Genomic DNA, 13,578 nt, shown 5'->3' on the forward strand with positions numbered 1-13,578 from the left:
TTTACTTAACATCAAATCAACTCGTCCTGACGAACCATCAGGTCGGACAACTTTAGAATCATCATCGTTGCGAGTGCCTAATAACCTTAAATGCTTATTAAGTACTTCATTAAGATTATCCTCTATTCTTATGCATAAACTGATCTCAGTTAAGCAGAATATTTCCGCTCTCTTGCCTCGCTGAAAATATTTACATAGGTGGCCTTTAAAACGAAAAAAGGCCACGCAATGCGCAGCCTGGAATTCAATGTAATATAGTTAACGCCAGTTACAGTAAAAACGCTTGGTTTCACCTGTCTGCTTTAATATGGCACCTAGTTTTTCTACGGTTGGGTTTTCCGATTCATAATAGTAGACATCGTATTCATAATTATCGTTATCTGCATCATGATCATGCAAGAAAGTTCCAAAATCATAAGTTACATTATCAACTGAGACATAAAAATTCTTCTTGAGTACTTCTTTAACTTTCTGATAATTAGCTTTATCAAAATATACTCTCAAATACAATCCGCTGCTATTATAGTAGAACCTTAAAATGCTTTTAATATCTATTTTATTTTGGGTTATATTTAAAGTACCGAAAGTAGATTCTCCCTTACCAAAGACTCCCTTGTCACTCATATATCCCCAGTCCTGCCCTGTATCATACTTACTAGTCCCTAAGGTAACATCAAAAACCATCATATTGTTATCTGGCTCTAACAATGACCAATCACTACCCATTATATCTTCCGGCGTTGGTTGCCAAGGTAACCAATGCCCATGCTTATCGCACTTCTCAATATAAATCAGATTATTGCCTTCACTGTTAGCGTTCGATTCAGGAATAAGGCGTATGCATTCATTAGGAGAATCCCAATCACCACGACGTGCTTGATTTCCTAGATACACTTGAATAATCGCCCACGGACAAGAATTTTCTGGGGCAACAACATGATTACATTTGTATTGATCAGGGTTTAATGATTTATGCTCAGGGAGTTTATTTTCTATTTCAGTAACTTCTGGCTTATTAATTTCAGACATAAACACCTCACTTAATTATTTATTAATAAAGGTAATTTCATCTTACTGCCAAATAGCCATAAGATATTATTCAAATTAGATTCTTACTTCAATAGAATATTTTTAAGTTTACTACTGCATAGACGGTAAAGCACCGCGAGTGCTAAGCCTAAACTATTAATAAGAGTAGTTAGTGATTACGATATTTCCTGACTTATCTCCAATAGATTGGCATTGTGAAAACTCCATAAAAAAACCTGCCGGAGCAGGTCTATATGCTTTTCTTAGTAAATGGGTTCATGCGCTTACATGATTAAGCAGCCTTAATTCCCGCTCATTTAGACACTGGAAAGAATCTTCTACGATATGAACTAGGTTATGTCCCTCAATTAAATTATGGCCTTAAGAAATAAGCGGATACAACCTAATTTCACCATAGCGATATAATTTCTTGCTGTCTTTTCATAACGGGTGGCGATGCGACGATGCTCTTTGAGTCGACCAAAACATCTTTCTACAACATTTCTTCTTCGATACGTTTCATGGTCGAATTTAACCCGTCCATCTGACCGCGCTTTTTCATTTGATTTATAGGGAATTATCACTTTTATTCCCTGACTTTTTAACCGGTTACGTAATGCGTGGCTGGCATAACCTTTATCAGCAATCACCGCTTTTGAACGACGTTTCATAAAACCGTTTTTACGCTGAATACCCAGACCATCCAGCAGGCGCACTGCATATTGACTTTCATGACATTGACCTGCACTGAGTACCACATTCAGTGGATAGCCTTTTCCATCGACCGCCAGATGGATTTTGGAGCCATAACCACCCTGAGAGCGACCCAGGCCATGATTTTCGGTGACATCGGGATGTTTTTTTTGGCGCCCGCCGCACAATGTGCCGCACGAATGTTACTGCCATCCAGAGATATAGCTGACCAATCAACTAAACCTTGTTCATCCAGTATTGACAATAACTTATTGAAAATGAGGTTAATGAGCCCCGATTTTGCCCACCGATTAAAGCGATTATAGACGGTTTTCCAGGAACCATAACGTTCGGGTAAATCCCGCCAGGGGGCACCGGAACAGAGTATCCAAAACATGCCGTTGATAACCCGGCGGTGTTCAACATAAGGATGTCCCGCCCGTTGAGAATGTTCAGGGGGCAATAAGGGGAGCAGTAACTCCCATGCTTCATCAGGAAGGTCGTAACGAGCCATAACATGTTTTTTCCGAAAGTCAGAGCCACATAGATTATTCTATCTCAGCCTATTGCGGGACACACCCTAGCTTATCCAAGAGCCTATCAATACGCGAATGTGCATCTGGCATCACCACGGCCATGACCTGATAATGATTTTCATAATACCAATGTTGAGCATAAACCAGATAATTGTCACTTTTCCTGTTGTGTAGCATCACATTTGTCGGCCACGGTTTTTCATTCAGGGGAAGAATATGTAACTTCCATATTCCTGATTCCATAGCCTGCATGTTGCGCTCAAAACGCCCTTGGCACCCAGCCAACCAGACACCTCTTCTGCACCACTCAAATATTTAACCAACATGGTTGCGTAATCATGAGCAGCCGCATTGAAAAGTAGCTCTTCCGCCACGCTGACGTAAACCATATACCTAACCCCACACAGGCAATGGAATACCGAGCTTTTTATGCGAGAGATTCACCAACTCTTTGTAACTTTCCGCGTCGGCTTTCGGTGTATATTCACCTGCATTAACTGGCAAGTACTGCTTTAACATTGTTGCAATACGCAATAAAACGTTTCTATTATTTGCAAAAATCCTCAACGCTCTCTGAGAATGCGTTTGGAATAGCTTGACATGCGGTCCCCATGCAGGCGAAGACTCCGCAAGAATATAACTTAATTTCAAGAGATGGAGTTGACTCGTGGCGATTTTTGCAGCGGATTCGTAACGCTCGACTACATCACGAATATCTATACCTGGTTCGATCCCGTCACGGTCAATGGTTTCAAGTAATTCAATACCAATTTGGGTATTTTCTTTCAGGTAGGCAAGCGCCATTTTAGATTCAGAGAAATATGACATCACCTCTTGAGCAGTCAGCATTTTTTGCCCTGCTCTGTCTTGCACCAATTGCGTAATCGGAGCAGAAAGATACTCTGGCAATTTTGCTAACTGATTAACGTCTGGAAGTGGAGTTAGCAACGTTACTAACGTTGTCATTCCTACTGTCATGTGACCCCCTTTGATCTGTCTGTGGGATAAGTATATAGGAATACAGTATACATATCGCCTTCCGCACTACCTTACATTATTCTGCATAATTGCTTATCAAAGCACAATCAAATTTACTAGGATCTAACGTCTCTTTCCTATAAGAAGCATTCTTCATTATCCAACTTGCAACGCCAATCTCAGAATTTACCAACCAGACTGGCTCATCATCGCGTTTCGATTTTAGATTGCTCTCCATTACCCCGGCAGGAAAATGATACGTTGTAGTACGGACGACCACATTCATCATATTCAGGATGAAGGTAAATCTCATTTTCCTTCGCTTCATTCATCATTGACTCCTCATCTTTTCGCAACACACCAACACATGAACAAAATAAGCGATTGCCTAATTCCCCTATCCTCTTAATGGGTGTATATAAAGATCAACTCTTTTTTTCAAAAAAATACGATTTTTAATGCCCAGACTCTATCGCCATCGATATAACAACGTATCGGGCAGGATATTTAATCCCCATAACAATAACATGACATTTACTGACAAAAATAAGCTTGCATTGGTTGCCATAAAATGAAATGGAGTTGAATATCTGGTTATAATTAGATAATCACCCCATGAGAGAAATATACTATTTTCATTATTATTCAACACGTTGCATTAATTTAAATCTCATTATTCCTTTTTAAATATCATTCATAAAATCGCTGTAAAAAGGAATAATTCTCATTCATGTTATGCGAATAACAAGCTCTCAGGGATTCATTCCTTTGCCGTCGCGATGCATCTTGAAATCCATAGGGTATAAATTATATTTTACGCTGATATGCCCACCATTTATTCCTTATCTTCTACAGCAAGATAAATTATTTATAGATGGGACAATCCCCTTAATTATCTGATAACAAAGTCAAGACTTTATTATCACAAAATGCCGTTCGTTTAATTTTTATTGAACTTCAACAATAAACAACTAAATAATTCCAAAAAACAGTCAACAATCCTAATAAAATTATATTAATTAATAATATTCTTATTTGTTTTTAATGAGAACTTATTTACAAAGATAGGGATAAATGAGTACTAAGATGCGGAAAATAATTACCAATTAATCAATAAAGTAACTTTGTGGTGTTAAATAAATTCGTAAAGTCATGGAACTATCTGTTTTGTTAAACTGCCATAAGCCGGTTACTCGTTCCCTTACAATTAAGGAGGGAAATAATCATGGTGCTAAAACAACTCATCTTAGCCACTCTGATTTTTAGTTTATTGTCAACTGATGCACTCGCAGGAAAACCACAAAACTATCTCTACACTTCATCCGATGAGCTCGATCAATTATGTCCTCTGTTAGAACGTCAAAATATTGACGGTGTACAAGTTGTTTATGCCATTTTATCTCTAACAAGGCACAAAATATCAAGGCGGTTTAGTTGCTCAAGTTGATAATCCCGGTGAAGGCAAAGCACAAGGTTATGGTTGGATTGCTATTCAATGGAATACAGCGTTGCGCAAACGCTATCAGGATCTGCTTTTCGAACTGGTAAAAGAGTTTGACGGCCGTATTACCGGGATTAATCTACCAGAAACCGCCGTTGATATTGACATGAAACAGGATAAGACCGGTTTTAGCCGTGACCGCTATTTTTCCGCCGAACTTGATAATATCAAATTCGCCCGCCAGGTATTTAAAAAATTCTACAATCCTACGTAGTACAATACGTTAATTTCTGGCCATGTGAATGGGATAACGATCATCAGTATATGTCTCGCTTTTTTAATTTCGCGTCGAAAAATAAGATCGGTCTCGACGGTCCCGATATCGTGCCATATCAATCTGCTCAAATGAAAAACACTTATCCCTTTTTCAATCGTTACAAAGGCAAACTGGATTTGGTGGCAATGGCAGTCCAAGAACCCACACTGACCTACACCAATCCAAAAACTAAAAAAGCCTTCACTCAGGAGGAGTTTACTAATTTTGCCGAAAACGACTTGGGGGCTAACATTATTTTTTGGAGTACCACAACACCCCGGCTAAAGCAGTAAAACCAAGGCCATGCAGATTTGTGCATGCACAATGGGCTGTGCCAAACACCAGACGAGAGTGAATATAATGTCAGGTTTGTCGTACAAGTTGCTCCAAAAGGCGAGGAACAGTCCATTTTTCCTCACCACGATCAAACATTCACTTGGAATATTCAAATAAGAATTATAAATATAAATTTATCATTTAGGTACAGTGAAAAATCTTTATAATTATCTCCGCATATTAACAACGCGGAGCTTACAATAATCCTCTCCGCGTAGATGAATTTTAACTCATGTCATTAACTGAATCGATAAAACGATTAAGAACACTTGAGTGTGATTTAGACTTATAAATATAACATTGATTTGCTGCGCCAGGTTTTTCAATGGGAACAAAACTCAAAGCGTCTCCTCCTTCCAATTCATCAGGATGAGAATCTGTAATAAATATATAATCTCTGGAATAAATGAAATTCATGCAGCATCCCATATTATCCATCTGACGCATATTTACTTTTCCACCACTTTGAATAACTTCTTCTTCCAAGTTTTTAACGAAGCTACTTTTATAAAGTACAGGATCGCATAGCCAAGTATTACTCTTTAGCAATTGCATCACATCGCCATTAGCAATATCTAATAACTCTTTTCGGCAGCAAATTCCCAATTCAGGCCCTTTTATTTTGCGAATGAGACTAAAACGGTCACTTAGTATCTTTTCTGAGCTCAGAATGAGCGTGTTGCCGTCATAATCCACTATTTCTTCAATGTTATCATAACTAAACCGGAATATATTTACCTGTGAGCTATTTCTATCAGCTGCCTTATATAAATAAATAAGATGTTTGTTTTTCCCCCAATCGTAATAAATATTAACTATGTTACATATACTACCACTGATATGTTTTTTAGTTATTTCTTTTTCTTGTAAATAAAGATCTTTAAGATCATTATATAATTCTAAACCATCTTTAGTCAGACTCATCCCAAATTTCTCCCTTTTGAAAAGGCGCTTCCCTAATGTTGCTTCGAAGTCTTTGATTGATTTAGCTACTGGGGGAGTTGTACGGTTCATCACTCTTGCCGCTTTACTTAAAGAACCATTTTCCACCACTGCCATGAATGCTTCTAATTTACGAGAAAAAAACATAATTCACCGTTCCTATATAACTTGTGGCTAAAATAATTTCTTTGAAATAGCCTTCACCAAATGACAGCTAAATCAAGTTTGATACTGTGAAGGCATAAATTTTGTACAAAAAAACAAATACTTCTCAAACATATACCACATAAAAAAAGCGTATGTTCAATACATAGGTGGCTCAATAAACTCTATTATTCATGTTTATCATGGTTCAAAAATTAATCTCAACCAATCAACCATTAGAAAATATAAACATTACTAACGAGCTCAATTTTCTATCAAAGATTAGGATAGGGTTCTACATTTTTCAGTAATCAATTTTTGTAACACTTGAGATAAAAACGGTCTAACTGAGGCTCTTTCTCACCACAATTTATTATATTTTTCACAGCAAATTATAATATTAGGGGATCCGTTACTATTTCGTGCTGACCATTGTCAATAGTTACTTTTTAAGATCCATCTGTTACTATTGTTCCTGTGTCTTTTTACTGGATGGCTGTAAAAGATGAAATTTATCTCTTTTAATATTAATGGATTACGTGCCCGCCCCCATCAGTTAGCTGCGATCATCGAGCAACATCAACCCGATGTTATCGGTCTACAGGAAACAAAAGTTCATGATGAAGCGTTTCCTCTAGAAGAGGTTGGGAAGCTTGGCTATCATGTATTTTATTACGGCCAGAAAGCCCATTACGGCGTTGCACTGTTAACGCGCCAGGTGCCTCTTGCGGTGTATCGTGGTTTTCCAGGGGATGATGAAGAGGCTCAACGCCGGGTTATCATGGCAGAAGTGGAAACCCCACACGGATTATTGACCGTTATTAATGGCTATTTCCCACAGGGAGAAAACCGTGAACATCCAGTGAAATTTCCGGCAAAAGAGAAATTTTATCAGGATCTGCAAAACTACCTGGAGCAAAACTTAACCCCTCAATCACACGTGATTATCATGGGTGATATGAATATTAGTCCGACCGATCTGGATATCGGCATTGGTGAGAACAACCAAAAACGCTGGTTAAAAACAGGTAAATGTTCTTTTCTGCCAGAAGAGAGAGATTGGATGGATCGCCTGAAAAACTGGGGTCTGGTTGATACATTCCGCCATCTCAATCCTGAATGTAACGACCAATTTTCCTGGTTTGATTATCGTTCCAAAGGGTTTGATGATAATCGAGGGCTACGTATTGATTTACTGCTTGCAAGTAAGCCTTTGATGGATCGCTGTATCGCAACAGGTATTGACTATAAAATCCGTGAGATGGAAAAACCGTCAGATCATGCCCCAGTTTGGGCAGAATTTGAAATTTGATATTCCGTTAACACCGAATATCAATCGTTTTTAAAATAATGTAATAATTGCTGCGCGCTATGGCGCAGCTCTTTTGGTATTTTTCGGTGCTTTTATTTTCTTCCCTTTTTTATCTTTCACTGGGAGGGGGGGTAAATCACGAAAAGCGGTTAAATTACGGTTCTGTTTGGCCTGCCAAATTAATTGCTGCAATGTCTCCTCAAGTGGCCCCATGAAATCTTGATAGCGGAACTGTTTTTCACTGATTTGCGTTAACCGCGACTCCCAATGGGCGGTCATATCCGGTAAAGCGGCCATATCAGGCAATACATGGATCAACGCCCTACCCGCAGGTGTGGCATGAATATGACGCCCTTTTTTATAAAGAAACTCCCGTTTAAACAATAGTTCGATAATGCCAGCCCGCGTGGCTTCCGTTCCCAACCCATCTGTTGCACGAAGGACTTTTTTCAGCTCTTTATCCTGTACAAAACGGGCAATTCCGGTCATAGCAGAAAGGATAGTCGCATCAGTAAATGGCTTTGGCGGTTGGGTTTGGCGCTCGACTACCTCTCCTCTTTCACACAATAATTCATCACCTTTAGCAACAACGGGTAATGGCGTTCCGTCATTCTCTTCATCACGCTCTTTATTACCAAGTAACGTTCTCCAACCTGCCTCAGCAAGAAAACGGGCTTTAGCAATAAATTTTCCACCCGCAATTTCCAATTCAATAACACATTTACGGAATATGGCATCCGGGAAAAATTGCATCAAATATTGTCGGGCAATCAAACCATAAATATTAGCCTCGCTATCCGTCAGATTTATATGGCTACTTCGAGCTGTAGGGATAATTGCATGGTGAGCATCAACCTTTTTATCGTCCCAACAACGATTCTTTCTATCTATTTCCAGTAACTCTTGTGGCAACAGCTTTGTTGCATGAATAGATATCGCATTAAGCACGGCATGACGACCGGCAAAGTGTTCATCGGGCAAATAACGGCAATCAGAACGGGGATAAGTAATTAACTTATGGGTTTCATACAATCGCTGACAAATATCCAACACTTGCTGCGCATTTAAGCCAAAACGTTTAGCGGCTTCAATTTGCAAAGAAGATAATGAAAATGGCAAAGGAGCGACTTCAGATTCCCGTTTATCCTGATAAGAGATCACATAGGCTGGTTGACCGGTTATTCTGGTAACAATATGGTCAGCCAGAGGCCGGTGTATCAATCGCCCTTCTTCATCCAAAAAATCGATACAAGATTCACTTGGTTGCCAGATAGCGATAAAACGTTCATCTTTCGGCGTAACAATATGCGCTTTCACCTCAAAAAAATCTTTGGGTACGAAATGCTCAATCTCTTCATCCCGGCGAACAACTAAACCCAAAATAGGGGTCTGAACCCGCCCGACAGATAGTACCCCCTGATACCCCGCATTACGGCCAAGCAAGGTATAAGCACGGGTCATATTAATGCCATAAAGCCAATCAGCCCTAGCTCTGGCGAGAGCTGAAACACATAGCGGAATAAAATCCCGATTATCTCTTAACCGATCAACCGCTCTGGTTACCGCTTGTGGATTTAGATCACTTATCAAACAGCGGCGAACATTTTTTCGCCTCACTGCATCCAGTTTCAAAAAATCCAGCACCTCATCCACCAACAGTTGCCCTTCCCGATCTGGGTCACCGGCATGCACTATTTCATCGGCTTTTTCCAACAACGTCTGGATAATATTGAGCTGTTTCTCAACAGAAGGTCGCGGTTTTAACTGCCATTTTTCAGGAATGATGGGAAGATCAACTAATGACCAACGAGCAAAGCGATTGTCATAGGCATCAGGTTCCGCCTGTTCCAGCAAGTGCCCAATACACCAAGTAACAAACTGGTTATCGCCACAAGCGATAAAGCCATCACCACGGCGATGCGGTTTTGGTAAAACATCGGCAATCGCCCTGGCTAGACTTGGTTTTTCTGCAATAAAAAGCCGCATGGGTATTATTCATTAACCTCAATGAGTACTCTGCCTGACTGTTGCTCAGACAATTCACCAATCGCGGTCAGTTCGATGCCATGACATCGTGCAATCGCTTTCACTTCGTCCATAGCTTCTGGTAGAACAGCCAACAGCAGGCCACCGGAGGTTTGCGGATCACATAACAGTTTGCGCTGAAGTTCTGTCATTTCACCAATAAGATGACCGTAACTATCAAAGTTACGCCCGGTTCCCCCCGGAACACAACCCTTTGCAATATAGGATTCCACTTCCGGCAATTTAGGCACTTTTGCAAAATGGAGTGTTGCCTGAACCCCCGATCCTGCACAAATTTCACTTAAATGGCCTAAAAGACCAAACCCGGTTACATCGGTCATTGCTGTAATGCCAGCCACTTCCGCAAAATCCATTCCCAATTTATTTAAGCGACACATGGTTTCTATCGCAATTCCCTGATGTTCAGGTAACAGCAAGCCTTTTTTCTCCGCGGTGGTCAATACACCAATTCCAAGCGGCTTGGTCAGAAATAGCTGGCTTCCTACTTTCGCGGCACTGTTCTGTTTCACTCGGTCAATATTAACGATACCGGTTACAGCCAAACCAAAAATAGGTTCAGGCGCATCAATAGAGTGCCCTCCTGCCAGTACAATCCCAGCCTCTTTACACGCAGCCCGGCCACCTTCAATCACCTTACGGGCAATTTCCGGCGCTAATTTATCAATAGGCCATCCCAAGATAGCTATCGCCATAATAGGCTTACCGCCCATCGCATAAATATCGCTGATAGCATTTGTGGCAGCAATGCGCCCAAAATCAAATGGATCATCGACAATCGGCATGAAGAAATCTGTCGTACTGATAATGCCGGTACCATTGCCAATATCATAAACCGCAGCATCATCACGGGTTTCATTACCAACCAGTAAGTGAGGATCAAGAAATTTTTCCTGCTCACTATGCAGAATGGTTTCCAAAACTTTTGGTGAAATTTTACAACCGCATCCAGCACCGTGGCTGTATTGGGTAAGACGAACTTCTGTTGACATAACAGACCCCGGTTACAAGTAGCTGACAAAATTGGTCATATCAGGCGCAGTCACCTTATTGGGTGCTTTTAGTGCAGGCGTTCCAAGGTAGAGAAAACCCACTATTTTGTCATGTTCATGACAACCCAAACCGGTACGCACGGTATTATCATCAGTCCATGAACCCGTACGCCAGATACCACCAAACCCTTGAGCCACAGCCGCCATTTGCATCGCATGCACCGCACAACTGGCTGAAACCACCTGCTCCCATTCAGGTATTTTGGAATTCTCCACCACTTTTGCAATAACAGCGATGATTAATGGTGCACGATAAGGCGCACTTTTCGCTTTTTCTTCCGCCTCAGCGCCAAGCTGACTATCAATGGCGGCTTGATGGAGTAATCGACTGAATCGCTCAATACCGTCATCCTGCATGACAATAAAGTGCCACGGACGTAATGCACCATGATCAGGTGCTCTCATTCCCGCCGCCAGAATATGCTGTAATGCTTCACCTTGAGGTGCCGGGGTGGTTAAACGTGATACTGAACGTCTGTTCAACAAAAGTTCTAATGCATTCATCTTTTCTCTCCTAAGTAATGTATTTTGTTATAAGCTAACATTTTCTGTTTATTTGTTAACAAATAAAAGCCCTAAAGCTGTCTTTTCAGGCAATATGCCACTATTTGAAGCTGACATTTACATGTCTGATCATTAGGATAGCTTCACTTGATCCTATTTTTGGAGATGATATGCGTATTTTATGGAAGTTGATCGCAAGATTATTTAAATGGAGTTGGCGACTATTAAATTTTATTCGGGAAGTCATTTCAAACCTGATTTTTATCATGCTGATTCTGGTGGTGGTTGGCAGTTTTCTACTTTACCAACAGACAAACAAAACGGCAGATAGTTATCAAGGAGCATTATATGTCAATCTCACCGGTGTTATTGTGGATCAGGTCTCCAACCGTACCCCATTGACTCAATTAGGCCGTGAGTTGTTTGGTACATCCAGCAATAAATTCCAGGAAAACTCCCTGTTTGATATTGTTGATAGCATTCGCCAAGCAAAAACCGATAACAAAATCACGGGACTGGTGCTGAAACTTGATGATTTCATCGGTGCCGACCAGCCATCTATGCAGTATATCGGTAAGGCGATTAATGAGTATAAAACTTCCGGTAAACCGGTTTATGCTATCAGTGATAGTTATAATCAGTCACAATATTATCTGGCGACTTTTGCCGATAAAATCTATCTATCACCACAAGGAACGGTTGGTCTTTATGGCTATTCAACCAATAGCCTGTATTACAAATCCCTGCTGGATTCGCTGAAAGTCACCGCGCATATTTTCCGCGTCGGCACGTATAAATCGGCCGTTGAACCGGTTATGCGTGATGATATGTCTCCCGCTGCCCGCGAAGCTGATAGCCGTTGGATCAACGGCCTGTGGCACAACTACCTCAATACTGTCGCTACCAACCGCAAACTCACTGTTGATCAGGTATTCCCAGGCGCTAATGAGATGATTGCCAGCTTACGTGCTGTTGGCGGAGATAATGCGCAATATGCGCTTAAACACAAGCTGGTCGATTACGTTGCGCCACGCAATGTCATTGAAAGTGACATGACAAAAGCCTTTGGTTGGGACGAAAAAAACCGCCACTTCAATGCTATCAGCATTTATGATTATGCACCGCAATTGGTAGAAGGCAGGTTATCATCTAAAGGCAATATCGCCGTTATTGTCGCGCAAGGGGCAATCGTCGATGGGCAGCAGACCCAAGGCATGGTTGGCGGTGACACAACCGCCGCTCAAATCCGTCAAGCTCGTTTGGATGATAATATCAAAGCTGTTATTCTGCGAGTAAACAGCCCTGGCGGCAGCGTGAGCGCTTCAGATGTTATTCGCACCGAACTGGCTGCGCTACGTGCAACGAATAAACCTGTGGTGGTTTCTATGGGGGGAATGGCGGCATCCGGTGGCTATTGGATCGCGACCCCGGCTAATTACATCATCGCAAACCAAAGTACGTTGACGGGTTCGATCGGTATCTTCGGTGTCATCACCACTTATGAAAACAGTCTGGAACATATTGGTATCCACACTGATGGCGTTTCTACCACACCACTCGCGGGTATTTCTGTTACTAAAGGGCTCAGCAAAGAGTTCTCAGCACTGATGCAGCTTAATATTGAGAACGGCTATAACAACTTTATTGGCCTTGTTGCTACTTCGCGCCATAAAACACGCGAAGAAGTCGATAATATTGCTCAGGGGCATGTGTGGATTGGTCATGATGCGAAAACCAATGGATTGGTCGACCAATTAGGGGATTTCGATGATGCGGTCACCAAAGCGGCTGAATTAGCAAAATTGGATAACCCTGAGCTTGACTGGATGCAACCAGAAATGTCATTCAGTGAGTTGCTGATGAGCCAGTTGACAACAACCGCACAAGCTATCGTGCCGGAAGCGGTTCAAGCCTGGCTACCCGCGCCATTGGTGCAGGTAGCTCAGGAAGTGAAACAACAGAGTGAGTTCTATCGCCATCTGAATGATCCACAAAATCGTTATGCATTCTGTTTAAATTGCGGAGATATTCGCTAAGCAACCTATCACAGTGCATGATTCTAGTTAATAGCTCGATTAATTTAGCCTGACAAACCCTGTCAGGCTTTTTTTATTTTGTAATACTCCTATACCCTATGGATTTCAAGAGGGATCGCGACGGCAAGGGAGCGAATCCCCGGGAGCATAGCGAACGATGTGACTGGGGTGAGTGAGTGCAGCCAACAAAGAGACAACTTGAAAGATAACGGGTAT

The 13,578-nt window shown here is 41.3% G+C and carries 14 protein-coding genes; 5 read left to right on the top strand and 9 right to left on the bottom strand.

Annotated features, from left to right (window positions below):
- Positions 1 to 258 precede the first annotated feature (258 nt).
- The 5 genes from PluTT01m_RS13080 to PluTT01m_RS13100 form a co-directional block, all read right to left on the bottom strand.
- Positions 259 to 1,029, bottom strand: coding sequence for a Thoeris anti-defense Tad2 family protein (locus PluTT01m_RS13080; protein WP_011146762.1), 771 nt, complete (start codon positions 1,027 to 1,029; stop codon positions 259 to 261).
- A 368-nt stretch (positions 1,030 to 1,397) separates the two neighbouring features.
- Positions 1,398 to 2,236 (bottom strand): IS5 family transposase gene (locus PluTT01m_RS13085; RefSeq protein ID WP_232507859.1). Its coding sequence is split into 2 segments (ribosomal slippage): positions 1,398 to 1,897 and positions 1,897 to 2,236, totalling 840 coding nucleotides; the frame shifts between segments, so codons are not numbered across the junction.
- A 49-nt stretch (positions 2,237 to 2,285) separates the two neighbouring features.
- The gene (locus PluTT01m_RS13090; RefSeq protein WP_011146765.1) at positions 2,286 to 2,543 is read right to left on the bottom strand and encodes a type II toxin-antitoxin system YafO family toxin; all 258 of its coding nucleotides are present in this window, start codon (positions 2,541 to 2,543) and stop codon (positions 2,286 to 2,288) included.
- A 108-nt stretch (positions 2,544 to 2,651) separates the two neighbouring features.
- Entirely contained in the window at positions 2,652 to 3,236 is a 585-nt protein-coding gene (locus tag PluTT01m_RS13095; protein ID WP_011146766.1) for a hypothetical protein, read from the bottom strand.
- A 76-nt stretch (positions 3,237 to 3,312) separates the two neighbouring features.
- Entirely contained in the window at positions 3,313 to 3,564 is a 252-nt protein-coding gene (locus PluTT01m_RS13100) for a hypothetical protein (protein WP_011146767.1), read from the bottom strand.
- Positions 3,565 to 4,461: 897 nt separating this feature from the next.
- On the opposite strand from PluTT01m_RS13100, the gene PluTT01m_RS28070 reads away from it, so the two are divergent.
- From PluTT01m_RS28070 to PluTT01m_RS28080, 3 genes are all read left to right on the top strand, one after another.
- Complete coding sequence (locus tag PluTT01m_RS28070) at positions 4,462 to 4,683, top strand: hypothetical protein (RefSeq protein WP_011146768.1); 222 nt, start codon at positions 4,462 to 4,464, stop codon at positions 4,681 to 4,683.
- A gap of 61 nt (positions 4,684 to 4,744) precedes the next feature.
- On the top strand, positions 4,745 to 4,951 hold the full coding sequence (locus PluTT01m_RS28075; protein ID WP_011146769.1) for a hypothetical protein: 207 nt from the start codon (positions 4,745 to 4,747) through the stop codon (positions 4,949 to 4,951).
- Between the two features lie 50 nt (positions 4,952 to 5,001).
- Positions 5,002 to 5,286, top strand: coding sequence for a hypothetical protein (locus tag PluTT01m_RS28080; protein ID WP_011146770.1), 285 nt, complete (start codon positions 5,002 to 5,004; stop codon positions 5,284 to 5,286).
- A 268-nt stretch (positions 5,287 to 5,554) separates the two neighbouring features.
- Here PluTT01m_RS28080 and PluTT01m_RS13110 read toward each other — a convergent pair whose 3' ends face one another.
- Positions 5,555 to 6,418: a helix-turn-helix domain-containing protein gene (locus tag PluTT01m_RS13110; RefSeq protein WP_011146771.1), complete on the bottom strand. Its 864-nt coding sequence runs from the start codon at positions 6,416 to 6,418 to the stop codon at positions 5,555 to 5,557.
- Between the two features lie 502 nt (positions 6,419 to 6,920).
- Here PluTT01m_RS13110 and xthA point away from each other — a divergent pair.
- Positions 6,921 to 7,727: an exodeoxyribonuclease III gene (xthA, locus tag PluTT01m_RS13115; RefSeq protein ID WP_011146772.1), complete on the top strand. Its 807-nt coding sequence runs from the start codon at positions 6,921 to 6,923 to the stop codon at positions 7,725 to 7,727.
- Positions 7,728 to 7,784: 57 nt separating this feature from the next.
- Here the strand turns inward: xthA and PluTT01m_RS13120 are convergent, their stop codons facing one another.
- From PluTT01m_RS13120 to PluTT01m_RS13130, 3 genes are read right to left on the bottom strand one after another with little or no spacing between them, the layout of a single operon-like run.
- On the bottom strand, positions 7,785 to 9,713 hold the full coding sequence (locus tag PluTT01m_RS13120) for a DNA topoisomerase III (RefSeq protein ID WP_011146773.1): 1,929 nt from the start codon (positions 9,711 to 9,713) through the stop codon (positions 7,785 to 7,787).
- Positions 9,714 to 9,718: 5 nt separating this feature from the next.
- A complete protein-coding gene (gene selD / locus PluTT01m_RS13125) occupies positions 9,719 to 10,762 on the bottom strand; it encodes a selenide, water dikinase SelD (RefSeq protein ID WP_011146774.1) in 1,044 nt (347 codons plus the stop codon).
- 12 nt (positions 10,763 to 10,774) lie between these two features.
- Positions 10,775 to 11,326 carry an NAD(P)H nitroreductase gene (locus PluTT01m_RS13130; protein ID WP_011146775.1) on the bottom strand — a complete coding sequence of 184 codons (552 nt, stop codon included), beginning with the start codon at positions 11,324 to 11,326 and terminating at the stop codon, positions 10,775 to 10,777.
- 170 nt (positions 11,327 to 11,496) lie between these two features.
- On the opposite strand from PluTT01m_RS13130, the gene sppA reads away from it, so the two are divergent.
- A complete protein-coding gene (gene sppA, locus PluTT01m_RS13135) occupies positions 11,497 to 13,362 on the top strand; it encodes a signal peptide peptidase SppA (protein ID WP_011146776.1) in 1,866 nt (621 codons plus the stop codon).
- The last annotated feature ends 216 nt before the right edge of the window (positions 13,363 to 13,578 follow it).

Source organism: Photorhabdus laumondii subsp. laumondii (genome assembly GCF_003343245.1).
In the GTDB taxonomy this organism is placed as follows: Bacteria; Pseudomonadota; Gammaproteobacteria; order Enterobacterales; family Enterobacteriaceae; genus Photorhabdus; species Photorhabdus laumondii.